This is a genomic window from Pseudomonas sp. LTGT-11-2Z, assembly GCF_003691445.1.
Taxonomy (GTDB): Bacteria; Pseudomonadota; Gammaproteobacteria; order Pseudomonadales; family Pseudomonadaceae; genus Aquipseudomonas; species Aquipseudomonas monteilii.
The window spans coordinates 53857-75924 of record NZ_CP033104.1 but is presented as its reverse complement, the minus strand read 5'-3'; the positions used below and the strand labels follow the sequence as shown (position 1 = coordinate 75924).

Sequence of the window (22068 nt, the reverse complement as noted above, 5' to 3'; positions counted from 1 at the left end):
ATGCTTGCTGTGAGATTGGTCTGAACTTGCTGTAGGCGGCTGGCCTCTGAACCCATAAGCACGTAACCGAAAGACAAGGAGGCAGCATGAAAAAGACAGCATCGGCGATCTGGCAAGGTGGCCTGAAGGACGGCACTGGCCTGCTTTCCACAGAAAGCGGCGCGCTCAAGCAGAACCCTTATGGCTTCAACACCCGCTTTGAGGGCTCGCCGGGCACCAATCCGGAAGAGTTGATCGGTGCAGCCCATGCGGGCTGTTTTTCGATGGCGCTGTCGATGATGCTTGGTGAAGCGGGGCTCACGGCGGACCGGATCGACACTGCTGCCGAGGTGACGCTAGACAAGCTGCCTGATGGCTTTGCCATTACAGCCGTGCACCTGGTGCTCAGGGCCAAGGTGCCTGGTGCAAGCGAAGCGCAGTTTCTGGAGATAGCCAACAAGGCCAAGGAAGGTTGCCCGGTGTCCAAGGTGCTGAACGCGAAGATCAGCCTGGATGCCGCGCTGGTTGGCTGAAGCGGCGCAACGGTGGCGGTTTGCTGTAGTCTAAACAGCGTCGGCAGCACGCTGCCTCTTCAGGAGCCGTTCCATGATTCGCGTAGCAATCGCCGTGTTGGCTTCCCTGGCCGCCACCTCCACGTTGGCGGCAGTGAAACCGTGCGAGGAGCTGAAAGCCGAGATCGAGGCCAAGATCCAGGCGCAGGGCGTGCCTTCCTACACCTTGGAGATCGTGCCCAACAGCGAGGTCAAGGACCAGAATATGGTGGTCGGGACCTGCGATGGCGGGACGAAGAAGATAATCTACCAAAAGAATGACCGGTAGCCATGAGACCCGGGGCTGCGTGGCAGTCCCGGCTTTCACGGAATACAGAACACATCGCTAGGCTCGTTCACCAGCACCTTGCGGCTGGCGTCGTACAGCAGCACTTGCGGCTCCATCACCGGAGCCCGTGCCTCCAGGCGATAGCGCTCGCCGGCCTTGAAGTTGTCAAAACGCACGGTCAGGTAGCAGGTGCGGTCCCGGGGCTCGCTCATGATGCCGCCGGAGTAGATTTCATAATCGAATCGCACCACCAGTTCGTGCTTGCCGGGCGTTACCTGGAAGTAACGGCCATCCTCCAGGCGTTTCCCGTCAAGGCGGTCGGCCATGATCACCCGGCCGGGGGTCATGGTGTAGAGGTCGACCCAGGCCTGCTTGGGGTCGACGGGGGGCAAGGGGCTGGCGCAAGCCCCCAGCGCACTGAGGGCGATCAGCATCATGGGCTGGCGCATGGCAAGACTCCCACTTGCGATGTACAAGGTACAAGCATAGCGCCGTTTGCGGGGTTCAGGTGCGTTGGCAGCCTGCAGGCAGGCCTTGGCCGAGCAGTTTTTGCTGCTGGTCGTAGAGCTTGATCCAGGGGCGGAAGCCAATGCTGCCGGCTTGCAGCTGGTAGCGCTGCCCGGCGCTGAAGTCCTTGAAGGTCAGCTTGACCTGGCAATCGCGCCACAGCGGCTCATCGACCGGGCCGATATTGCTGGGGGTAACCGGAAACTGGTAGCGCACGGTCAGCTCGTGGCTGCCAGGCGGTACCTCAAAATAGCGGCTGTCGACCCACTCTCGTTCGTCGACCTGCACGGCGTGCAGCGACGTGTTGTCGTAGGGGGTGAGGTCGATCCAGGCCTGGTTCGGGTCCGGGTCTGGCAACGTTGAACAGGCACAAAGTAGCGACAGTGAACCGGCGACCAACAATGCACGCATGGCGAAACTCCCCCTTGGCGAGATAGTCTTGGAGTGAATCGGCCTTGAGCGAGTCAGACAGTCCCGGATGCTTCGACTTTTTCTTATGCAGCGCTCAGGCCCTGGGGCACTCGACCACGTTTTCATCCGTTTGGTTCCCCTGCTGGCCGCGCTCCTGCTGAACGGTTGCAGCAGCGTTGCCTACTATGGGCAGTTGGCTGAGGGCCAGTGGCAATTGCTGCGTGCTCGGCAGCCTGTCGCGCAGGTGATAGCCGACCCGGCGACACCCCCGCAGTTACGATCGCACCTGGCACACGCTGAACAGGCGCGGGTCTTCGCCAGCCAGCAGATGAAACTGCCGGATAACCACAGCTACCGGGTTTACGCCGACATTGGCCGGCCTTATGTGGTGTGGAATGTCTTCGCCACGCCCGAGTTGTCGTTGCAGCCTGTTACGCACTGCTTCCCGATCGCGGGGTGCGTGGCGTATCGCGGCTACTACCAGCAAGGCGCGGCCCGTGGGGCGGCGGCGCTGATGCGGCAAGACGGGCTGGATGTGTACGTTGGCGGTGTGGAGGCGTATTCGACGCTGGGTTGGTTCGATGACCCGATTCTCTCTTCGATGGTGGGCTGGGGCGACGAGCGCCTGGCCACGCTGATCTTCCATGAACTGGCTCACCAGCGCTTTTATGTGCAGAACGACACCGAGTTCAACGAGTCGTTTGCCTCCTTCGTCGAGCAGGAAGGCACGCGGCAATGGCGCGTGGCGCGTGGGCTTGCCGCCATTGGCGGGGATCAGGGACAGCAGCGTGAGCAGTTCATCCGGCTGGTGCTGGCCAGCCGTGAACGGCTGCAGGCGATCTATTCAGGCACACTGGACGAAGCGCACAAGCGGCAGGCCAAGCGGGCCGAGTTCGAGCGCTTGAGGCGCGAGTACCGGCAGGTGCGTGATGGCCAGTGGGGGGGTGACAAACGCTATGACGCCTGGGTGTATGGGCCGCTGAACAATGCCAAATTGTTGCCGTTCGGGCTTTATGACCAATGGGTGCCTGCGTTTGAGGCGCTGTTCCGCGAGGTGGGTGGGGATTGGGGGCGGTTTTATGAGCGGGTCGAGCAACTGGGACGGTTGCCGATTACTGAAAGGAAGGCGGCGTTACAGGGGTTGATGGTTAGCCAGTGAGATTTTGGGGCTGCGAAGCAGCCCCCCAAGGCCATCAAGCCTTGAGAAATGCCTGATGCATCTCGGCCAAGGTCGCAAAATGATAGGCCGGTTCTTCCGCCATCAACTCCTCCTGGCTACCAAACCCATACCCCACCGCCACGGCCTGCAAGCCATTGCTGCGTGCGCCAATCAGGTCATGCTTGCGGTCGCCGATCATCAGCGTCTGTGCCGGGTCCAGCCCTTCTTCGTCCAGCAGGTGGCGAATCAGCTCGACCTTGTTGGTTCGGGTGCCGTCCAGTTCGCTGCCGTAGATCACCTTGAAGTGGTGGTCGAAGGCGAAGTGCCGGGCGATTTCACGGGCGAACTCCCAGGGTTTGGAGGTGGCGATGTACAGCGTGCGGCCTTGCCCGTTCAGGGCTTCAAGCAACTCCGGCACACCCTGGAACACCAGGTTTTCGTACAGGCCGGTTACACGGAAGCGCTCCCGGTAGAAGTTCACCGCCTCCCAGGCCTTGGCTTGGTCGAAGCTGTAGAACTGCATGAAGGCTTGCAGCAAGGGCGGGCCAATGAAGTGCTCCAGGCGGGCCAGGTCCGGTTCATCGATACCCAGCTTGGCCAGGGCGTACTGGATCGAGCGGGTGATGCCCAGGCGTGGGTCGGTCAGGGTGCCGTCGAGGTCGAAGAGGATGTTTTGCTGGTGCATGTTCGTCTCGGTAATCGGGATCATTCCGGTTGGTCGTAGCCTTCGGCCAGGTGCTGGTCTTTGAGCTTCACGTAGTTGCCGGCGCTGTAGGAGAAGAATGCGCGCTCGTTGTCGTTCAGCAGCCGGGCCTGTTTCACCGGGCTGCCCATGTACAGGTAGCCACTGACCAAGCGTTTGCCGGGCGGCACCAGGCTGCCGGCGCCGATGATCACTTCGTCCTCGACGATGGCGCCGTCCATGATGGTGCTGCCCATGCCGACCAGAATGCGGTTGCCCAGGGTGCAGCCGTGCAGCATCACTTTGTGGCCGATGGTCACTTCGTCGCCGATGATCAGCGGGAAGCCGTCCGGGTTGAAAGGGCCGGCATGGGTGATGTGCAGCACGCTGCCATCCTGCACGCTGGTGCGTGCGCCGATACGAATGCGGTGCATGTCGCCGCGCACCACGGTCAACGGCCAGACCGAGCTGTCTTCGCCAATCTCCACATCGCCCAGCACTACCGCCGAACGGTCGATAAAGGCCCGTGATCCAACTTTCGGAGTGTGTTGCTGGAAGCTTCGGATGGCCATGATAGCGTCTCTCATCTGTGCCGATAGGCAGGCTGCCTGCTGCGGTCGGCGTCGATTGTAATTAAGATGGGGCAGTGTTTCTTCTGCCAAGGTATCCAAACCGTGACTGCGAACAACCCGCTTCTGCAATCCCACGATCTGCCGCCCTTCTCGCAAATCCGTGCCGAACACGTGTTGCCGGCGATCGAAGCGATCCTGGCCGACAACCGTAAAGCCATTGCCGAGATCCTCGACAAGCAGGGCAAGAACCCCTCCTGGGCTGGCCTGGTGCTGGCCATGGATGAACTGAACGACCGCCTGGGTGCTGCCTGGAGCCCGGTCAGCCACCTGAATGCGGTGTGCAACAGCGCTGAACTGCGCGAGGCCTATGAGTCGTGCCTGCCGGCGTTGAGCGCCTACTCTACCGAACTGGGTCAGAACCGTGCGCTGTTCGACGCCTACCAGGCTTTGATCAACAGCCCCGAAGCCGCCGGTTTCGACGTGGCGCAAAAGACTATCCTCGAGCATGCCCTGCGTGACTTCCGCCTGTCGGGCATCGACCTGCCGGCAGACAAGCAGCAGCGTTACGCCGAAGTGCAGAGCAAGCTCAGCGAGCTGGGTAGCCGCTTCTCCAACCAGCTGCTCGATGCGACCCAGGCCTGGACCAAGCACGTCACCGACGAAGCCGCGCTGGCTGGCCTGACCGACTCGGCCAAGGCGCAAATGGCCGCCGCTGCCCAGGCCAAGGGCCTCGACGGCTGGCTGATCACCCTGGAATTCCCCAGCTACTACGCAGTCATGACCTACGCCAGTGATCGCGCCCTGCGCGAAGAGCTGTACGCCGCCTACTGCACCCGCGCCTCGGACCAGGGCCCGAACGCCGGCCAGTTCGACAACGGCCCGGTGATGCAGGAAATCCTCGGCCTGCGCCAGGAGCTGGCCGAACTGTTGGGCTACAAGAACTACGCCGAGCTGAGCCTGGCCACCAAGATGGCCGAGTCCAGCGACCAGGTGCTGAACTTCCTGCGTGACCTGGCCAAGCGTTCCAAGCCATTTGCCGCCCAGGACCTGGAGCAACTGAAAGCCTACGCCGCCGAACAAGGCTGCCCTGAGCTGGCCAGCTGGGACGCCGGCTACTTTGGCGAGAAACTGCGCGAGCAACGCTACAGCGTTTCGCAGGAAGCCCTGCGTGCTTACTTCCCGATCGACAAGGTGCTGAGCGGCCTGTTCAGCATCGTGCAGCGCCTGTACGGCATCGAAATCGCTGAGCTCAAGGGCTTCGACAGCTGGCACCCGGACGTGCGTCTGTTCGAAATCAAAGAAAACGGCCAGCACGTCGGCCGCTTCTTCTTCGACCTGTACGCCCGCGCCAACAAGCGCGGAGGTGCCTGGATGGACGGCGCCCGCGACCGTCGTCGCACTGCCGCTGGCGAGCTGCAGAGCCCGGTGGCCAACCTGGTGTGCAACTTCACCCCGGCCGCACCCGGCAAGCCGGCGCTGCTGACGCACGATGAAGTCACCACCCTGTTCCACGAGTTCGGCCACGGCCTGCACCACATGCTGACCCGCATCGAGCATGCCGGTGTATCCGGCATCAACGGCGTGGCCTGGGACGCGGTCGAGCTGCCGAGCCAGTTCATGGAAAACTGGTGCTGGGAGCCGGAAGGCCTGGCGCTGATCTCCGCCCACTACGAAACTGGCGCCCCCCTGCCCCAGGACCTGCTGGACAAGATGCTGGCGGCGAAGAACTTCCAGTCGGGCATGATGATGGTGCGCCAGCTGGAGTTCTCGCTGTTCGACTTCGAATTGCATGCCACCCATGGCGACGGCCGCAGCGTGTTGCAGGTGCTCGAAGGCGTGCGCGACGAGGTGTCGGTGATGCGCCCACCGGCGTACAACCGCTTCCCCAACAGCTTTGCGCACATTTTCGCGGGCGGTTACGCCGCCGGCTACTACAGCTACAAGTGGGCCGAAGTGCTGTCGGCCGACGCCTTCTCGCGTTTCGAGGAAGAAGGCGTGCTGAATGCCGAAACTGGCCGCGCGTTCCGTGAGGCGATCCTGGCCCGTGGTGGTTCGCGCGAGCCAATGGAGCTGTTTGTCGACTTCCGTGGGCGTGAGCCTTCCATCGATGCGTTGCTGCGCCACAGTGGCCTCACCGAGAGCGCTGCAGCATGAGCGAGGTTGCTGTGAACAAGACCAAGAAACGCTTCATTGCCGGGGCGGTATGCCCAGCGTGCAGCGAGCCTGACAAGCTGATGATGTGGAGCGAAGACGACACCCCGCACCGCGAGTGTGTGGCCTGTGGCTTCACCGATACCCTCAACGAGCAGGGGCTTTCGGTGCCCAAGGAGCTTGGCACCCGGGTCAACCACCTGGCACCCAAGGCCGCGCCGGCCAAGGTGCAGACGGTGCAGTTCTTCCCGAATCCGAAGCTGAAGAAACCGGCTGAGTAATGCTGTCATGCCACCCGGGTGCAAAGCCCGGGTGGTAGATAGTCAGGCCCTCTGGCATACGCTGGCCATGCACGCTCTCTTGCTCCTTTCCACGAGCAAAGTGACGCGCCATGGACAACCCTCTGCTGCAAGCTAGCCACATCCCTATCGATTTCCCTTCCATCACCCTTGAAAGCATGCGTGCGGCTTTCGATCATGTGCTACTGGCGCACGAGCAAGGGATCGAGCGCATCATCCGTGATCAGCAGGCCATGCCCACCTGGGATGACATGGTGCTGGCCGTGGACGGCCTGGACAGCCAGCTACTGGCGGTGTTGTATGCCGCCTCGCCATTGGTTGGCCGGGATGAAGCCTGGGCCAACGCCATCATCGAGTTTGACGGTAAAGCGACGGCACGTTTCGAACAGAAGTTCGTCAACATGGGTTTGCATGCACTCTATAAGCGTTTGGCCAACAGTGACATTGGCAAGCAGCTGGATGCCCAGAAACGCGCCACCTTGTGTTGGCATCTGGACAAATTTGTCTCCAGCGGGGCGTTGCTCGATGCCCCTGGCAAGGCGCGTCTGGCAGACCTTCAGGCGCAGATCGTTGTCGCCTGCAACGCATTTCGCAGCAACATCAACCGGCCAGGGCTGAGTATTACCGATGAGTCCGAGTTGAGCGGCATCCCACAGCGGATACGCGACACACTGGCTGCACGGGCGCAGGAAAGCGGTGAGCGGATCTGGTTGATAGCCTGTGACAGCGTGACCACTGATGAGGTGCTCAAGCATGCCACCAACCGCCAGCTACGTGAGCGTGTTTACCGGGCATTCCACACCCGTGGCGTCAGCCAGGATCCGCAACTGGACAACCGCTCATATCTGCAGCACCTGGCCCAACTGCGCGAGGAAAAGGCCCTTCTGCTCGGTTTTTCCGGCCATCTGGAGCAGAGCCTGCATGTGAAGAGTGCGGGTTCGGTGGCTCAGGTGCGCGGCTTTCTTCATGCCTTGGCCGATGATGTGCGCCCGGCCATGTTGCGCTGGCGCTCACAGGTGGCGCGTCAGGCTGCCGATCACGGGCTGGAGAATCCGCAACCTTGGGACTACGACTACTTGCAGGCGTCTTCGCGCGGCGAGTTGTCCAGCGAAATCCTGCGTGACTACTTCCCGCTGAACACGGTTGTCAGCGCGTTACAGGCGCTGGCGCAGAGGCTGTTTGGTATGGTGCTGCAGCCTAAGCCGCTCGGGACCTGGGATGAAAGCGTGCAGCCGTTCGAGGTGTGGCAGGACAATGCCTTCATCGGTTTTCTGTATCTGGATGCCGTGCAGCATGCCGGAAAGCAGCCAGACTCCGTGTTCACCACATACATACGCAACCGCCGGGTCGATGCCGAGGGTATCTACCAGGCCGCGTCGGTGGTGGTTTTCAGCGATGTGCCGCAAGCACCGCCAGGCAGCCAGCCATTGCTCGACCACTTGTCACTGCGCAAGTTGTTCCATGAGTTCGGCCATGCCCTGCACCATTTACTGGTGCGTACGACGAACCACGTGATGTCCAACGTGACCGAACTGGGCACCGATGGTGTGGAGCTGTTTGGCAATCTGTTCGAGCGTTGGGTCTGGGATGCTGATTACCTGGTGTCGATTTCGGCTCATGCAAGCGATGGCAGCCCGCTGACCCGGCGGCAAGCCGATGAATGCCTGAAGGCGCTGCGGCAGGAGGGCGTGGAGGAAATCGCGCGTCATCTGAGCCTGGCGCTGTTCGACATGGACCTGCATGCCGCACCGAACGATGGCAGGTCCTTTGAGCAGCGCCTGAATGAGGCCCGTGAGCGCTGTGGCTACTGGCCACTCGCTGATTTCGAGCACCCGGCGCATGCCTTCGACCACCTGGTGAGTGGCTACGATGCGGGTTATTACGCCTACCTGTGGTCGGATGTGCAGGCCTTTGACGTGTTCACGCGCTTCGAGGCCGAGGGCCTGTTGAACCGGGCCACGGGCCAGGCCCTGCAGGACGCGTTGTGCGCCCCAGGTGCATCGCGCCCACTGCGCGAAGGCATCGAGGTGTTTCTGGGGCGGCAATCTGAACAGGCAGCTTACCTGAGCTGGCATGGCCTGAAGTAGCCAGACCAGAGGTGCTGGAAAGATTCTGGCGCGCATTATACTGTATGCGTATACAGTATAGAGGTGAGCCATGATTCCTCCAGCACCGCAAAAGGGCCGTGGCACGGCGTACAACCCACATAACCGCTTTGCCCCGAGCCATTCGGTGGCAGTGGATGATGGCTGGTACCAAGAAGTGCCACAGACGCAAGGCACTGAAGTGCGGGTCGAGACCGCCAAGTCGGTGATCAGTCGTAACACCTCGCCCGATCTGCCCTTCGACCGCTCCATCAACCCTTACCGTGGCTGCGAGCATGGTTGCATCTACTGCTATGCCCGCCCCTCGCACGCCTATTGGGACCTTTCCCCCGGCCTCGATTTCGAGACCAAGCTGATTGCCAAGACCAACGCCGCCGACGTGCTTGCGCAACAATTGAGCAAACCGGGCTACGTGTGCGCGCCGATCAACCTGGGCTCCAACACCGACCCTTACCAACCGATCGAGCGGGAGCACATGCTCACCCGGCGGCTGCTTGAGGTTTTGCTGCGTTTTCGCCATCCGGTGACCATTGTCACCAAGGGTTCGCTGGTGTTGCGTGATCTCGACCTGCTGGCCGAGATGGCCCGCCAGCGCCTGGCGCGGGTAATGATCAGCCTGACCACGCTGGACGATGATCTCAAGCGGGTGCTGGAGCCACGCGCGGCCTCTCCCGGCGCACGGTTGAGGGCTATCCGGGTATTGCGCGAAGCGGGTGTGCCAGTGGGTGTGTTGTGTTCGCCGATGATCCCGATGATCAATGACAGTGAACTGGAACGCCTGTTGGAGGCTGCCAGGGAAGCCGGCGCACAGAGCGCGGCCTACATGATGCTGCGCCTGCCGCTGGAAGTGGCGCCACTGTTCGAGCAGTGGCTGCAAGACCATTACCCGCAACGGGCTGCGCATGTACTGAGCCTGATCCGCCAGAGCCGGGGCGGCGAGCTGTACGACAGCCGGTTTGGTGCGCGCATGCGCGGTGAAGGCGTGTTTGCCGAGCTGTTGGCCCAGCGTTTTGCCAAGGCCATGAAGCGGCTGAACTTTGAGGGGCGGGAAGCGCAGGCACTGGATTGCTCGGCATTCTGCCCACCCGGGGGCCAGATGGTGTTGTTCTGAAGCCTGTAACTCAGCTAATAACACCCAATAATTTTGCTAATCTATATTGGCAACTGATGCTTTTTTGCTATTATCCAGATCCCGCCTTTCCTGTCTGGAACGCCCGTTCTAGAGCCGTCGAATTAAGTTTCAGTTAAGTTTTCCCCGCTAGCGTAGGAAATCAGTCCACACCGACTGTGATCAATGGCCCGTGCGTGTCATCTAAATCCCTGCATAGCCAGAATCTTTCACCGGTAAAATGGATTTACCTACACACCGTCAAGAGGATGAATCATGCCCGTCAAGGACCCATCCAAGGTCGTTCCGGATGTACCCGCCGAGGGCGCCGATGCAGCCCTGAAGCACATCGTCGACGGCTTCCTGCGCTTTCACCATGACGTCTTCCCCGAGCAGCAAGAGCTGTTCAAGAAGCTCGCCACTGCGCAGACGCCGCGTGCCATGTTCATTACCTGCGCCGACTCGCGCATCGTCCCCGAGCTGATCACCCAAAGCTCGCCAGGCGACCTGTTCGTGACCCGTAACGTGGGTAACGTGGTACCGCCTTATGGCCAGATGAATGGCGGTGTTTCCAGCGCGATCGAGTACGCCGTACTTGCTCTGAAGGTGCATCACATCATTGTGTGTGGCCACTCCGACTGCGGCGCCATGCGTGCGGTACTCAACCCGCAATCGCTGACCAAGATGCCAACCGTTTCCGCCTGGTTGCGTCACGCTGAAGTGGCGCGCACCGTGGTCGAAAACAACTGCTCGTGCGGTAGCGAACACGAGACGATGCAGGTGCTGACCAAGGAAAACGTAATCGCCCAACTGCATCACTTGCGTACCCATCCTTCGGTTGCCTCGCGCCTGGCAGCCGGTGAGCTGTACATCCATGGCTGGGTCTACGACATCGAGACCAGCAAGATCGAAGCCTACGATGCCGCCAGCGACAGCTTCCTGCCCCTGGCTGCTGGCGAGCCGGTCCCCTGCGCTACCCCGAGAGGCCGCTACTAAGCGACCCATCCACCGCTAGAACCTTGATAGCCGGCTGCACCCTTCAGGGTGTGGCGCGGCCTTCTGCTGCCTTGAATTCCCTGACTGCCCTGCCGGCACGCCCGCTGGCGGCCCGCGCCTGCGCGCTCGTCAGGGGCAAACGTGCCCACGGCCAGGGGAATGGCTGTGTGACTGAGAATGGAGAAACACGGTGAACATTACACAGTTGAAAGCGGCCCTGCCGCGTGAGTTGTTGGCGTCGGTGGTGGTCTTTCTGGTGGCCTTGCCGTTGTGCATGGGCATTGCGATCGCCTCGGGCATGCCGCCGGCCAAAGGGCTGATTACTGGCATTATCGGCGGCATTGTCGTAGGTTTTCTCGCCGGTTCGCCGCTACAGGTCAGCGGCCCGGCCGCCGGCCTGGCGGTGCTGGTGTTCGAGCTGGTGCGCCAGCATGGCATGGCCATGCTTGGGCCGATTTTGCTGTTGGCCGGGGTGCTGCAGTTGCTGGCCGGGCGCCTGCGTCTGGGATGCTGGTTCCGCGTCACTGCGCCAGCGGTGGTGTACGGCATGCTGGCGGGGATTGGCGTGCTGATCGTGCTGTCGCAAGTGCATGTCATGTTCGACACCGCGCCCCAGCCTTCAGGTATGCAGAACCTGCTGGAGTTCCCGGCAACCGTGGCCGCAGCCCTGCCACGGGAAAGCGCCGGTACCGGCTGGATGGCCGGTGCGCTGGGCCTGGGTACCATCGCCATCATGTGGGGCTGGGAGCGCTTGCGGCCGCAGCGGCTGCGCTTCGTCCCGGGTGCCCTGCTGGGTGTTGCGGCGATGACCGGCATCAGCATGTGGCTGGCCTTGCCGGTCAACCGGGTGCAGGTGCCGGCAGACTTGTCCGAGGCCATCGACTGGATCCGCCCGGAAGATCTGATGCAGTTGGCCGACCCTACCCTGCTGGTCGCAGCCTTCGCCCTGGCGTTCATTGCCAGCGCTGAAACCCTGCTGTCGGCTGCGGCGGTAGACCGCATGCACAGCGGCCAGCGCTCGGACTTCGACCGTGAGTTGTCGGCCCAGGGGATCGGCAACATGCTCTGCGGTGTGTTGGGTGCTTTGCCGATGACTGGCGTGATCGTGCGCAGTTCGGCGAATGTGCAAGCGGGTGCGCAAACCCGGGCTTCGGCGATCTTCCATGGCCTTTGGCTGCTGGCGTTCGTAGTGGCGCTGAGTAGCGTGCTGCAACAGATTCCGGTGGCGAGCCTGGCGGGTGTGCTGGTGTATACCGGGGTAAAGCTTGTGGACTTCAAGGCGTTTCGCGGATTGGGCCGTTATGGCCGCATGCCGATGTTCACCTATGCGGCGACAGCGCTGGCGATCATCTTTACCGACCTGCTGACCGGCGTGCTGCTTGGCTTTGCCCTGACCTTGCTGAAGCTGGCGTTCAAGGCGGCGCGGCTGAAGATCAATCTGGTGAGCCTGGAGAAGGCTGGGCACATGGAGCTGCGGCTTAGCGGTGCGGCGACGTTCCTCAAGGTACCGGCGCTGACTCAGGTGCTGGATACTGTACCGGCGGGAACCACGCTGCATGTGCCGTTGGGTAACCTGAGCTACATCGACCACTCGTGCCTTGAGCTGCTTGAAGACTGGGGCCGCAGCAATGCGGCGAATGGGTCGCGGTTGCTGATAGAACAGCGGCGGTTGAAGCGGCGGATCGAGGGGCGGTTGCGGACTACGGCGGGGGTTGGGGCCTGAAACTGAACATCTCTATTGCCTGAACTGGCCTCTTCGCGGGTTTACTCGCGAAGAGGCCGGGACAGGATAATCAGGCGGGCTGACCCAGCTCGACACCCAGCTGCCGCGACAGGCACGGCCAGCGCTTCCAGGCCTCGCCAGTTGCCGGGCTGCTCAGTTTCTCGCGATAAGCCTCAACAGACTCCACCGCAAAGCTCTCGTCATTGAGCATTTCGTCAACCGAGTGATGCACCACCTCATCCAGCTGGTTGGCAAACTCCTCGCCAATCAGCTGGTGGGCAATCAGATTGGCGACGGTGGTATCGACCGGGATCAGCGGCTGCTGGAAGTGACGGATATACAGGTCGTTCACCTCTTCCACCAGGCGGTGCGCCAGATAGGCCTCATCCAGCAGGCAGTCCAGGCCTACATGCCCTTGCATCACGCTGGGCGGCTGCAGGAAGTAGGCCTCGGCAATTTTCAGTACAGGTTTGATCTGCGATTCGATCCCGGCTTCGCGGGCGACCTCGTGGGCGGCCTCCAGCAGTTCCGGAACCTGATCGATGTAGGCGCTGACGAAGCGCGCCAAAGTACCCTGGGCGTCCTGCTCAGGCAGTTGGATCGAGGGGTGCAGGTGGGGCAGTTGCAGCTCGAGACGCTGTTTCAATTGGCCCGTCTGGCCTTCATGTTGATGGGCTTGGCTTACCTGCTCGCGTACAGCAGCGATGTTCATGACAACTCCAGGGACATTACGTTTCAAACGGAAGACACTAAATTAGCTCGGTATACAGAATACCTAAGACCTATTTGTTATAAATCTCGCAAACGTGTGCGCTCTCCGGCATATCAAGGTGCCATTATTGCGCCATACCCCCTCAAGCGTGCGGTTTTCAGGCAATTTGGCCATTTCGTGAAGTTCATTTCACAGGCTTCATTGCGTGCCATTGGTCGCTGTCTATACTCCCGGTGAACGTGATTCGTTGATGAGGCCCGACTGCTTTTAGCAGGGGCTCGGTCGTCGAAGCCAGGCAGTCTTGACCGCCGTTCCCTCTTGCCGCAGGCCACGCCTCCGGGACAACAAGAATTAGAAGGGGAACCCGCAATGATGCGACATCCACATGTCTGGATGGGCCTCCTGTTGTGGTCGGTTTTTGGTCAGGCCAACGCGGCCTGGACCGTGAACATGCACCCGGGGGCGACGGAAGTCTCCAACGCCGTCTTCGACCTGCACATGACCATCTTCTGGATCTGCGTGATCATCGGCATCGTGGTTTTCGGCGCGATGTTCTGGTCGATGGTCATCCACCGCCGTTCCACCGGTCAGCAGGCCGCGCATTTCCACGAGCATACCTGGGTGGAAATCCTCTGGACCGTGGTGCCCTTCCTGATTCTGGTGGCCATGGCCATCCCGGCCACCAAGACCCTGATCGACATCTACGACGCCAGCGAGTCGGACATCGACATTCAGGTCACCGGTTACCAGTGGAAGTGGCACTACAAATACCTGGGCCAGGACGTGGAGTTCTTCAGCAACCTGGCCACCCCCGCCGACCAGATTCACAACAAGGCCCCCAAGGACGAGCACTACCTGCTCGAAGTCGACCAGCCGCTGGTGCTGCCGGTGGGTGCCAAAGTGCGCTTCCTGGTAACGGCCGCCGACGTGATCCATTCCTGGTGGGTGCCGGCTTTTGCGGTCAAGCGCGATGCCATCCCCGGCTTCGTCAACGAAGCCTGGACCCGTATCGAAAAGCCCGGCATCTACCGTGGCCAGTGCACCGAGCTGTGCGGCAAGGATCATGGCTTCATGCCGGTGGTGGTGGAGGTCAAGTCCAAGGCCGACTACGACACCTGGCTGGGCGAGCGCAAGGCTGAAGCCGCCAAGCTCAAAGAGTTGACCAGCAAGGAATGGACCCTGGAAGAGCTGGTGGCGCGTGGCGACAAGGTTTACCACACCACCTGCGTGGCCTGTCACCAGGCCGAAGGCCAGGGCCTGCCGCCGATGTTCCCGGCACTGAAGGGTTCGAAGATTGCCACCGGGCCGAAGGAAGGCCACTTGGGCATCGTCTTCCACGGCAAGCCCGGCACTGCCATGGCGGCGTTCGGCAAGCAGCTCTCGGAAGTCGACATTGCCGCCGTTGTCACCTACGAACGCAACGCCTGGGGCAACAACAAAGGCGACATGGTCACGCCGAAGGACGTGCTGGCGCTGAAGCAGGCAGAAGCGCAATGAACCGGGTTACTCGCGGCAATCAATGGGTTGCAGGAGACAGGACATGAGCACAGTGATCGACGACCACGCCCACGGCCATGAGCACGCCCACGGCCCGGCCAAGGGCCTGATGCGCTGGGTGCTGACCACCAACCATAAAGACATCGGCACGATGTACCTGTGGTTCAGCTTCATCATGTTCCTGCTCGGCGGCTCGTTCGCCATGGTAATCCGGGCTGAGCTGTTCCAGCCCGGGCTGCAAATCGTGGAGCCGGCGTTCTTCAACCAGATGACCACCATGCACGGCCTGATCATGGTGTTCGGCGCGGTGATGCCGGCCTTCGTCGGCCTGGCCAACTGGATGATCCCGTTGATGATCGGCGCGCCCGACATGGCCCTGCCGCGCATGAACAACTTCAGCTTCTGGTTGTTGCCGGCGGCGTTTCTGTTGCTGGTGTCGACCCTGTTCAGCCCCGGCGGCGGGCCGAATTTTGGCTGGACCTTCTACGCCCCGCTGTCCACCACCTACGCCCCGGCCAGCGTCACCTTCTTCATCTTCGCCATCCACCTGATGGGCATCAGCTCGATCATGGGCGCGATCAACGTGATCGCCACCATCCTCAACCTGCGTGCCCCCGGCATGACCCTGATGAAAATGCCACTGTTCGTCTGGACCTGGCTGATTACCGCGTTCCTGCTGATTGCGGTGATGCCGGTGCTGGCCGGTGTGGTGACCATGATGCTGATGGACATCCACTTCGGTACCAGCTTCTTCAGCGCTGCCGGTGGCGGTGACCCGGTGCTGTTCCAGCATGTGTTCTGGTTCTTCGGCCACCCCGAGGTGTACATCATGATCCTGCCCGCCTTCGGTGCGGTCAGCTCGATCATCCCGGCGTTCTCGCGCAAGCCGCTGTTCGGCTACACCTCGATGGTGTACGCCACCGGCGCGATTGCCTTCCTGTCGTTCATCGTCTGGGCCCACCACATGTTCGTGGTCGGCATCCCGGTGGTGGGCGAGTTGTTCTTCATGTACGCCACCATGCTGATCGCCGTGCCCACCGGGGTGAAGGTGTTCAACTGGGTCAGCACCATGTGGGAAGGCTCGCTCACCTTCGAGACGCCGATGCTGTTTGCCATCGCCTTCGTCATCCTGTTCACCATCGGCGGCTTCTCCGGCTTGATGCTGGCCATCGCCCCGGCGGACTTCCAATACCACGACACCTACTTCGTGGTCGCACACTTCCACTACGTGCTGGTGCCCGGGGCGATCTTCGGCATCTTCGCCTCGGCCTACTACTGGCTGCCGAAATGGACCGGCCACATGTACGACGAAACCCTCGGCAAGCTGCACTTCTGGCTGTCGTTCATCGGTATGAACATGGCCTTCTTCCCCATGCACTTCGTGGGGCTGGCCGGCATGCCACGGCGCATTCCGGACTACAACCTGCAGTTCGCCGACTTCAACATGGTGTCGTCGATCGGGGCCTTCATGTTCGGTGCCACGCAAATCTTCTTCCTGTTCATCGTCATCAAGTGCATCCGTGGCGGTGCGCCGGCACCGGCCAAGCCTTGGGATGGCGCCGAGGGCCTGGAGTGGTCGATCCCCTCGCCTGCGCCCTACCACACCTTCCAGACACCACCGGAAGTGAAATAGGAAGCCCGCCATGAACGGCCTGTCGCTCAAACGCCTGGTAACGCGCCTGCTGATGCTGACGGTGGTGATGTTCGCCTTCGGCTTCGCCCTGGTGCCGATCTACGACGTGATGTGCAAGGCCTTTGGCATCAACGGCAAGACTGGCGGGCAATACGAAGGCAGCCAGGTCAGCGACCCGTCGCGTTCGGTGCGCGTACAGTTCATGTCGACCAATGCCAGCGACATGGTCTGGGATTTCTACTCCACGGCTGACCAGTTGGAGGTCAACCCGGGTGCGGTGAACCAGATGATTTTCATTGCCCACAACCCGACCGACCGGCCGATGAGTGCGCAGGCGATACCCAGTATTACCCCGGCCGAGGCCGCCGCGTATTTCCACAAGACCGAGTGCTTCTGCTTTACCCAGCAGGTGCTGCAGCCCGGCGAACGCATCGAGATGCCGGTGCGCTTCATCGTCGACCGCGACCTGCCGGCCAGCGTGAAGCACCTGACACTGGCCTACACCTTGTTCGACATCACCGCTCGCCACCCGCCGGTCGCGCATGTTGCGGCCCAGGACGTCCAGGGCGCCCGTTAAGGGAAGGAGAACAGCAATGGCAAGTCATGAGCACTATTACGTCCCGGCGCAGAGCAAGTGGCCGATCATCGCCACCATCGGCATGTTCATCACGGTGTTTGGCCTGGGCACCTGGTTCAATGACATGAAGGCCGGCCACCCGGAATCGCACGGGCCGCTGATTTTCTTCGTGGGTGCATTGTTCCTGGCCTACATGCTGTTTGGCTGGTTCGGCGCCGTGGTGAAGGAGAGCCGCGCGGGGTTGTACAGCCCGCAGCTGGACCGCTCGTTCCGCTGGGGCATGAGCTGGTTCATCTTCTCCGAGGTGATGTTCTTCCTCGCCTTTTTCGGTGCGCTGTTCTACGTGCGTGTGCTGGCCGGGCCGTGGCTGGGGGGCGAAGGGGCCAAAGGGGTTGCGCACATGTTGTGGCCGACTTTCGAGTTCAACTGGCCGCTGCTGCACACGCCCGACCCAAAACTGTTCCCGCCGCCCAAGGAAGTGATCGACCCGTGGCACCTGCCGCTGATCAACACCATCCTACTGGTCAGTTCCAGTGTGACCATCACCATTGCGCACCATGCGTTGCGCCGTGATCACCGTGGACCACTGAAGTTCTGGATGGCGCTGACCATTCTTCTGGGTATCAGCTTCATTACGTTGCAGGCCTACGAGTACCACGAGGCCTATACCAAGCTGGGCCTGACGCTGGGTTCGGGGATCTACGGGGCGACGTTCTTCATGCTGACCGGCTTCCACGGCGCCCACGTGACGTTGGGGACGATCATCCTGATCGTGATGTTCGTGCGCATTGTGTGTGGGCATTTCAACCCGGAGAAACATTTCGGCTTCGAGGCGGCCAGTTGGTACTGGCACTTCGTCGATGTGGTGTGGGTTGGGTTGTTCATCTTTGTATACGTGCTGTAGGAGCGAGGCCAGGTACTCAGAGATTCAGAAGGGAGCATGGGAAACCAGCTGACCGCTGATCAAGCCCCAGGCAACTAGGCCAATGGTCAGGGCCGCCAGGGTCACCCGCACGGTCAGCGCCTTGAGCAGGCGGGTCGAGTTTTCATCGTCCTTGACCAGAAACACCAGGCCACTGAACAGGCTGGCAATCGTGGCCAACAGCATCAGGACAATCGCGGCCTTGAGCATGGCGCTACTCCGGGGGGATGCGGTGATGTGGATAAGTATAGCGAGGCGCCCATGAGGCCGTTTCGCCCAGGCTGGGTACCGACCCTGGTGGTGCTTGCACTGCTACCGGGCCTGATAGCGCTTGGCTGCTGGCAACTCGGCCGTGCCGAGGAAAAGCGCACCCTGTTGGCCACCTATGCCGAGCGGCGGGTCGACGCGCCAATCGCCACGGCCCAGCTGGCAGCGAACGAAGACAACGCCTTGCGCCGCGTTCACCTCTATGGCCGCTTCGACGCCGGGCACAGCCTGTTGCTGGATAACCGCATGCGCGACGGCCAGGCCGGTGTCGAACTGCTGCAACCCTTCCATGACCAGGCCAGCGGCCTGTGGCTGCTGGTGAACCGCGGCTGGCTGCCCTGGCCAGACCGCCGCGTGCCCGTGCATTTCGATACCCCTTCCCAGGCCATGGCGCTGGACGCTTCAGTGTACATATCACCCGGCAGCACGTTCCAGCTGCATCCCGACCCGGAAGGCGGCCAATGGCCGCATCTGCTCACGGCCGTTGATGCCGCACAGCTCTGGCTGCAACTGGACCGCGAAGGCTACGCCCATGAGCTGCGTCTGGAACCAGGCCCGGCAGCCTATCGCCTGGATTGGCCAGTAGTCGCCATGGGCCCGGAAAAACACCTGGGGTACGCCGTGCAGTGGTTTGCCCTTTCTGCCGCATTGGTTCTGCTCTACCTCTACTTTGGCTGGCACCACAACAAGGAGAAACGCCATGGCCACCGCCACTCCACTGGACGTGCCTGAACGTGGCAAACCCAGAGCCCGCGGGCGTTTGCAGCTGCTGTTGATCTTGCTGGTGGTACTCGGGCCGATGATCCTGGCCACCAGCATGTACAAGCTCAAGTTCTGGGTGCCGGAAGGCCGCAGCTACCACGGCGCGATGATCGGTAACGGTGAGAGCCGTGCCGATATCGGCGTGGCGGGCGAGGACGCGCGTTGGCAACTCTTGGTCAGCGCCCCCGAAGCCTGTGCAGAGGATTGCCAGCGCCTGGTGTACCTGGCCCGGCAGATCCAAGTCGGCCTGGGCCGCGATGCCAGCCGCGCCAGCCATGCGCTGGCCGCCGCCCAGCCGCTGAGCGACGACTACCAGGCGCTGCTTGGCCGTGAGTACCCGCAACTGCAACGTTACCCGCTGGATGCCCAGCACTACCTGCAGAAGGTTGGCGAGCCTGGCCCGCAGCTGTGGATCGTCGACCCGCACGGCAACCTGGTGCTGCGTTACGACGGCAAGGTCAACGGCAAGCATGTGCTGGACGACCTGCGCCACCTGCTCAAGCTGTCCAACATCGGCTAGGAGCCTGCCATGGCCAGACCTGGATTCCGCTTGGCTGTATTCGCCACCCTGCTGGCACTGCTGGTCGTCCTGCTTGGCGCCTATACCCGCCTGACCCACGCCGGCCTGGGCTGCCCGGACTGGCCGGGTTGCTACGGCTTCATCAGCGTGCCCAAGAGCGAGGCCCAGTTGGCCCATGCCGAGCTGCACTTCCCCGATCACCCCGTGGAAGAGGCCAAGGGCTGGGCCGAGATGGTCCATCGCTACTTCGCCGGCACGCTGGCCGTGGTGATTGCCCTGCTCGCCTTTCAGGCGGTGCGCCGGCATGCTCGCGATGGCCAGCCCTATCGCCTGCCTGTGTTGTTACTGGGTGTGGTGCTGGCCCAGGCGGCTTTCGGCATGTGGACGGTTACCCTGAAGCTGTGGCCACAGGTGGTCACCGCGCACTTGCTCGGCGGGTTCACTACGTTGAGCCTGCTGTTCCTGCTATCCCTGCGTCTATCCCGGGCTTTTGCGCCATTGCCCAAGTTGCCGTTGAGCTTGCGCCGGATCGCTGCATTGGCCCTGCTGGTGGTGATCGGCCAGATCGCCCTGGGCGGTTGGGTCAGTGCCAACTACGCAGCGGTCGCCTGCATTGACCTGCCCACTTGCCATGGCCAGTGGTGGCCGGCGGCGGACTTCAGCAACGGCTTTCACCTGACCCAGCACGTGGGCCCCAACTACCTCGGCGGGCAACTGGACAGTGATGCACGCACGGCCATCCACATCAGCCATCGGCTGGGGGCATTGTTGGTGACTTGCGTGCTTTTGATGCTGAGCTGGAAGCTGCACCGCTGTGGCCTCCCCGGTCTGGCGCGGCTGGTACTGTTGGCGCTGGCCCTGCAAGTGGGCCTGGGCATCAGCAATGTGTTGTTCCACCTGCCGCTGGCGGTGGCTGTGGCGCACAACGCGGGTGGGGCGATGTTGCTGCTGAGCATGGTGCTGGTGAACTATCGCATTCGCGTGGTCGACAAGGTGCGCGTGGGTGTCGGCCACGGCTGGCGCCTGCGGCCGGTGGCCGGCGTGGGCACTTCCCATCACATGAGGAACGATTCGTGGCGACGCTTCTGAGCGCACGGCGGGCCAGCTGGCGCGATTACCTGGAGCTGACCAAGCCCAAGGTGGTGGTGCTGATGCTGATTACCTCGCTGGCAGGCATGTTCCTCGCCACCCGGGCCGGGGTGAGCTGGAGCGTGCTGCTGTTCGGCAACCTGGGCATCGGCTTGTGTGCAGGTGGTGCGGCGGTGGTCAACCATGTGGTGGATCGGCGCATCGATGCGCTGATGGCCCGTACCCACAAGCGGCCCCTGGCCCAAGGCCGGGTCGAGCCACTGCCCGCACTGTCGTTCGCCTTGGCGCTCGCACTGTTGGGCATGGCGCTGCTGCTGGTGTTCACCAACGCCCTGACCGCCTGGCTTACCCTGGCGTCCTTGCTCGGCTATGCGGTGCTCTACACCGGCTTTCTCAAGCGTGCCACGCCACAGAACATCGTCATCGGTGGCTTGGCCGGCGCCGCCCCGCCGCTGCTTGGCTGGGTGGCCGTGAGCGGCCATGTCAGCGCCGAACCCTTGCTGCTGGTGCTGATCATCTTCGCCTGGACGCCACCGCACTTCTGGGCCTTGGCCATCCACCGCAAGGAAGAATACGCCAAAGCCGATATCCCGATGCTGCCGGTGACCCACGGCGAGCGCTACACCAAGCTGCATATCCTGCTGTACACCCTGGTATTGCTGGCGGTCAGCCTGTTGCCGTATGCCATCCACATGAGCGGCCCGCTGTACCTGGCCTGTGCCCTGGCGCTGGGCCTGCGCTTCCTGCAATGGGCCTGGGTGTTGTACCGTGGCAGCCGGCCGCACGCGGCGATCGGCACCTTCAAGTACTCTATCGGTTACCTGTTTGCGCTGTTCATCGCGTTGCTCCTCGACCACTACCTGTTGCTGAACCTATGACCCGAACCCAGAAAACCGTCTTTATCCTCGTTGCCTTGGTCGCGCTGATCATGGGCCTGACTGTCAACAAGGTGCTCAATGGCCGCGACCAGCCCAATCCTACCGAGCTGATCGACGCCGGCATCATCCTGCTGCCGCAGAGCCGTACCGTGGCTGACGTGACCATGACCAACCAGGATGGCCAGCCAGTGCAACTGGATGACCTGAAGGGCAAATGGTCGCTGCTGTTCTTCGGCTACACCTACTGCCCGGACATCTGCCCGACTACCTTGGCCCAGTTGCGCCAGGTGAAGAGCGAGTTGCCCAAGGAAACCGTTGACCGGCTGCAGGTGGTGTTGGTGAGTGTGGACCCGAACCGCGACACGCCGAACCAGCTGAAGCAGTACCTGGGCTATTTCGACAAGGATTTTGTCGGGGTGGCGGGATCGATCGAGGATACCCAGAAGTTGGCCAATGCCTTGAGCATTCCGTTCATTCCGGCCGATACCAGCAAGCCGGGGTATACCGTGGATCACAGTGGTAACCTGGCGGTTGTGGGGCCGGATGGGCGTCAGCGTGGGTTTATTCGTGCGCCGTTCAACAACCAGAAGCTGGTGGCGCAGTTGCCCGGGCTGGTCAAGCGAGATTGATGAGGCTTTAAAAGCTTCGCGGGCAAGCCCGCGAAGAATCCAGCGCGATG

24 protein-coding genes are annotated in these 22068 nt (G+C 62.0%); 18 read left to right on the top strand and 6 right to left on the bottom strand.

Annotation, left to right across the window (positions count from 1 at the left end; all coding sequences use genetic code 11):
- The first annotated feature begins 86 nt into the window (after window positions 1-86).
- Both D8767_RS00375 and D8767_RS00370 read left to right on the top strand, forming a co-directional pair.
- The gene (locus tag D8767_RS00375; RefSeq protein ID WP_016712814.1) at window positions 87-512 is read left to right on the top strand and encodes an OsmC family protein; all 426 of its coding nucleotides are present in this window, start codon (window positions 87-89) and stop codon (window positions 510-512) included.
- Between the two features lie 73 nt (window positions 513-585).
- On the top strand, window positions 586-819 hold the full coding sequence (locus D8767_RS00370; RefSeq protein WP_016712815.1) for a DUF1161 domain-containing protein: 234 nt from the start codon (window positions 586-588) through the stop codon (window positions 817-819).
- Between the two features lie 35 nt (window positions 820-854).
- On the opposite strand, the gene D8767_RS00365 is transcribed toward D8767_RS00370, so the two are convergent.
- The gene (locus D8767_RS00365) at window positions 855-1268 is read right to left on the bottom strand and encodes a hypothetical protein (RefSeq protein ID WP_016712816.1); all 414 of its coding nucleotides are present in this window, start codon (window positions 1266-1268) and stop codon (window positions 855-857) included.
- Between the two features lie 55 nt (window positions 1269-1323).
- Complete coding sequence (locus D8767_RS00360; protein WP_016712817.1) at window positions 1324-1737, bottom strand: hypothetical protein; 414 nt, start codon at window positions 1735-1737, stop codon at window positions 1324-1326.
- Window positions 1738-1822: 85 nt separating this feature from the next.
- Here D8767_RS00360 and D8767_RS00355 point away from each other — a divergent pair, with 85 nt between their 5' ends.
- Window positions 1823-2896, top strand: coding sequence for an aminopeptidase (locus tag D8767_RS00355; RefSeq protein WP_016712818.1), 1074 nt, complete (start codon window positions 1823-1825; stop codon window positions 2894-2896).
- A gap of 34 nt (window positions 2897-2930) precedes the next feature.
- Here the strand turns inward: D8767_RS00355 and D8767_RS00350 are convergent, their stop codons facing one another.
- A complete protein-coding gene (locus D8767_RS00350; RefSeq protein ID WP_028699535.1) occupies window positions 2931-3581 on the bottom strand; it encodes an HAD family hydrolase in 651 nt (216 codons plus the stop codon).
- A gap of 20 nt (window positions 3582-3601) precedes the next feature.
- Window positions 3602-4150: a gamma carbonic anhydrase family protein gene (locus D8767_RS00345; RefSeq protein WP_016712820.1), complete on the bottom strand. Its 549-nt coding sequence runs from the start codon at window positions 4148-4150 to the stop codon at window positions 3602-3604.
- 102 nt (window positions 4151-4252) lie between these two features.
- Here D8767_RS00345 and prlC point away from each other — a divergent pair, with 102 nt between their 5' ends.
- From prlC to D8767_RS00315, 6 genes are all read left to right on the top strand, one after another.
- Window positions 4253-6304 (top strand): oligopeptidase A, encoded by a 2052-nt coding sequence (gene prlC, locus D8767_RS00340; protein WP_232889095.1) that lies wholly within the window; start codon window positions 4253-4255, stop codon window positions 6302-6304.
- Window positions 6301-6582 carry a YheV family putative zinc ribbon protein gene (locus tag D8767_RS00335; RefSeq protein ID WP_016712822.1) on the top strand — a complete coding sequence of 94 codons (282 nt, stop codon included), beginning with the start codon at window positions 6301-6303 and terminating at the stop codon, window positions 6580-6582. The genes prlC and D8767_RS00335 overlap by 4 nt, the downstream gene beginning before the upstream one ends.
- Before the next feature lie 110 nt (window positions 6583-6692).
- Window positions 6693-8687 (top strand): M3 family metallopeptidase, encoded by a 1995-nt coding sequence (locus D8767_RS00330; protein WP_016712823.1) that lies wholly within the window; start codon window positions 6693-6695, stop codon window positions 8685-8687.
- A 70-nt stretch (window positions 8688-8757) separates the two neighbouring features.
- Window positions 8758-9816, top strand: coding sequence for a PA0069 family radical SAM protein (locus tag D8767_RS00325; RefSeq protein ID WP_016712824.1), 1059 nt, complete (start codon window positions 8758-8760; stop codon window positions 9814-9816).
- 273 nt (window positions 9817-10089) lie between these two features.
- Window positions 10090-10809 carry a carbonic anhydrase gene (locus D8767_RS00320; RefSeq protein ID WP_016712825.1) on the top strand — a complete coding sequence of 240 codons (720 nt, stop codon included), beginning with the start codon at window positions 10090-10092 and terminating at the stop codon, window positions 10807-10809.
- Between the two features lie 190 nt (window positions 10810-10999).
- Complete coding sequence (locus tag D8767_RS00315; protein WP_016712826.1) at window positions 11000-12532, top strand: SulP family inorganic anion transporter; 1533 nt, start codon at window positions 11000-11002, stop codon at window positions 12530-12532.
- A gap of 70 nt (window positions 12533-12602) precedes the next feature.
- Here D8767_RS00315 and D8767_RS00310 read toward each other — a convergent pair whose 3' ends face one another.
- Complete coding sequence (locus D8767_RS00310; RefSeq protein ID WP_016712827.1) at window positions 12603-13244, bottom strand: hypothetical protein; 642 nt, start codon at window positions 13242-13244, stop codon at window positions 12603-12605.
- A gap of 369 nt (window positions 13245-13613) precedes the next feature.
- On the opposite strand from D8767_RS00310, the gene coxB reads away from it, so the two are divergent.
- Genes coxB through D8767_RS00290 form a run of 4 tightly spaced genes read left to right on the top strand, consistent with a single transcriptional unit; the run spans window position 13614 to window position 17855 of the window.
- On the top strand, window positions 13614-14741 hold the full coding sequence (gene coxB / locus D8767_RS00305; RefSeq protein WP_016712828.1) for a cytochrome c oxidase subunit II: 1128 nt from the start codon (window positions 13614-13616) through the stop codon (window positions 14739-14741).
- Window positions 14742-14784: 43 nt separating this feature from the next.
- Window positions 14785-16374, top strand: coding sequence for a cytochrome c oxidase subunit I (gene ctaD, locus D8767_RS00300; RefSeq protein WP_016497403.1), 1590 nt, complete (start codon window positions 14785-14787; stop codon window positions 16372-16374).
- Between the two features lie 10 nt (window positions 16375-16384).
- Window positions 16385-16951 (top strand): cytochrome c oxidase assembly protein, encoded by a 567-nt coding sequence (locus D8767_RS00295; protein ID WP_016712829.1) that lies wholly within the window; start codon window positions 16385-16387, stop codon window positions 16949-16951.
- 16 nt (window positions 16952-16967) lie between these two features.
- Window positions 16968-17855 (top strand): cytochrome c oxidase subunit 3, encoded by an 888-nt coding sequence (locus D8767_RS00290; protein ID WP_016712830.1) that lies wholly within the window; start codon window positions 16968-16970, stop codon window positions 17853-17855.
- 24 nt (window positions 17856-17879) lie between these two features.
- On the opposite strand, the gene D8767_RS00285 is transcribed toward D8767_RS00290, so the two are convergent.
- Window positions 17880-18083: a twin transmembrane helix small protein gene (locus tag D8767_RS00285; RefSeq protein ID WP_003253030.1), complete on the bottom strand. Its 204-nt coding sequence runs from the start codon at window positions 18081-18083 to the stop codon at window positions 17880-17882.
- A 51-nt stretch (window positions 18084-18134) separates the two neighbouring features.
- Between D8767_RS00285 and D8767_RS00280 the strand changes: the two genes are divergently transcribed.
- Genes D8767_RS00280 through D8767_RS00260 form a run of 5 tightly spaced genes read left to right on the top strand, consistent with a single transcriptional unit; the run spans window position 18135 to window position 22018 of the window.
- Window positions 18135-18872 (top strand): SURF1 family protein, encoded by a 738-nt coding sequence (locus D8767_RS00280; protein WP_028699530.1) that lies wholly within the window; start codon window positions 18135-18137, stop codon window positions 18870-18872.
- Window positions 18841-19422: a hypothetical protein gene (locus D8767_RS00275; protein WP_016712832.1), complete on the top strand. Its 582-nt coding sequence runs from the start codon at window positions 18841-18843 to the stop codon at window positions 19420-19422. The genes D8767_RS00280 and D8767_RS00275 overlap by 32 nt, the downstream gene beginning before the upstream one ends.
- Window positions 19423-19431: 9 nt before the next feature.
- On the top strand, window positions 19432-20511 hold the full coding sequence (locus tag D8767_RS00270; protein ID WP_016712833.1) for a heme A synthase: 1080 nt from the start codon (window positions 19432-19434) through the stop codon (window positions 20509-20511).
- On the top strand, window positions 20496-21389 hold the full coding sequence (gene cyoE, locus D8767_RS00265) for a heme o synthase (protein ID WP_016712834.1): 894 nt from the start codon (window positions 20496-20498) through the stop codon (window positions 21387-21389). The genes D8767_RS00270 and cyoE overlap by 16 nt, the downstream gene beginning before the upstream one ends.
- Window positions 21386-22018, top strand: a complete 633-nt coding sequence (locus D8767_RS00260) for an SCO family protein (RefSeq protein ID WP_016712835.1) — start codon at window positions 21386-21388, stop codon at window positions 22016-22018. The genes cyoE and D8767_RS00260 overlap by 4 nt, the downstream gene beginning before the upstream one ends.
- Window positions 22019-22068 lie beyond the last annotated feature (50 nt).

What these genes read in the sequence shown, in the direction of transcription:
- D8767_RS00375 (WP_016712814.1), top strand. Translation starts at nt 87, where the DNA reads ATGAAAAAGACAGCATCGGCGATCTGGCAAGGTGGCCTGAAGGACGGC.
- D8767_RS00370 (WP_016712815.1), top strand. Translation starts at nt 586, where the DNA reads ATGATTCGCGTAGCAATCGCCGTGTTGGCTTCCCTGGCCGCCACCTCC.
- D8767_RS00365 (WP_016712816.1), bottom strand. Translation starts at nt 1,268, where the DNA reads ATGCGCCAGCCCATGATGCTGATCGCCCTCAGTGCGCTGGGGGCTTGC.
- D8767_RS00360 (WP_016712817.1), bottom strand. Translation starts at nt 1,737, where the DNA reads ATGCGTGCATTGTTGGTCGCCGGTTCACTGTCGCTACTTTGTGCCTGT.
- D8767_RS00355 (WP_016712818.1), top strand. Translation starts at nt 1,823, where the DNA reads ATGCAGCGCTCAGGCCCTGGGGCACTCGACCACGTTTTCATCCGTTTG.
- D8767_RS00350 (WP_028699535.1), bottom strand. Translation starts at nt 3,581, where the DNA reads ATGCACCAGCAAAACATCCTCTTCGACCTCGACGGCACCCTGACCGAC.
- D8767_RS00345 (WP_016712820.1), bottom strand. Translation starts at nt 4,150, where the DNA reads ATGGCCATCCGAAGCTTCCAGCAACACACTCCGAAAGTTGGATCACGG.
- D8767_RS00335 (WP_016712822.1), top strand. Translation starts at nt 6,301, where the DNA reads ATGAGCGAGGTTGCTGTGAACAAGACCAAGAAACGCTTCATTGCCGGG.
- D8767_RS00330 (WP_016712823.1), top strand. Translation starts at nt 6,693, where the DNA reads ATGGACAACCCTCTGCTGCAAGCTAGCCACATCCCTATCGATTTCCCT.
- D8767_RS00325 (WP_016712824.1), top strand. Translation starts at nt 8,758, where the DNA reads ATGATTCCTCCAGCACCGCAAAAGGGCCGTGGCACGGCGTACAACCCA.
- D8767_RS00320 (WP_016712825.1), top strand. Translation starts at nt 10,090, where the DNA reads ATGCCCGTCAAGGACCCATCCAAGGTCGTTCCGGATGTACCCGCCGAG.
- D8767_RS00310 (WP_016712827.1), bottom strand. Translation starts at nt 13,244, where the DNA reads ATGAACATCGCTGCTGTACGCGAGCAGGTAAGCCAAGCCCATCAACAT.
- coxB (WP_016712828.1), top strand. Translation starts at nt 13,614, where the DNA reads ATGATGCGACATCCACATGTCTGGATGGGCCTCCTGTTGTGGTCGGTT.
- ctaD (WP_016497403.1), top strand. Translation starts at nt 14,785, where the DNA reads ATGAGCACAGTGATCGACGACCACGCCCACGGCCATGAGCACGCCCAC.
- D8767_RS00295 (WP_016712829.1), top strand. Translation starts at nt 16,385, where the DNA reads ATGAACGGCCTGTCGCTCAAACGCCTGGTAACGCGCCTGCTGATGCTG.
- D8767_RS00290 (WP_016712830.1), top strand. Translation starts at nt 16,968, where the DNA reads ATGGCAAGTCATGAGCACTATTACGTCCCGGCGCAGAGCAAGTGGCCG.
- D8767_RS00285 (WP_003253030.1), bottom strand. Translation starts at nt 18,083, where the DNA reads ATGCTCAAGGCCGCGATTGTCCTGATGCTGTTGGCCACGATTGCCAGC.
- D8767_RS00280 (WP_028699530.1), top strand. Translation starts at nt 18,135, where the DNA reads ATGAGGCCGTTTCGCCCAGGCTGGGTACCGACCCTGGTGGTGCTTGCA.
- D8767_RS00275 (WP_016712832.1), top strand. Translation starts at nt 18,841, where the DNA reads ATGGCCACCGCCACTCCACTGGACGTGCCTGAACGTGGCAAACCCAGA.
- D8767_RS00270 (WP_016712833.1), top strand. Translation starts at nt 19,432, where the DNA reads ATGGCCAGACCTGGATTCCGCTTGGCTGTATTCGCCACCCTGCTGGCA.
- D8767_RS00260 (WP_016712835.1), top strand. Translation starts at nt 21,386, where the DNA reads ATGACCCGAACCCAGAAAACCGTCTTTATCCTCGTTGCCTTGGTCGCG.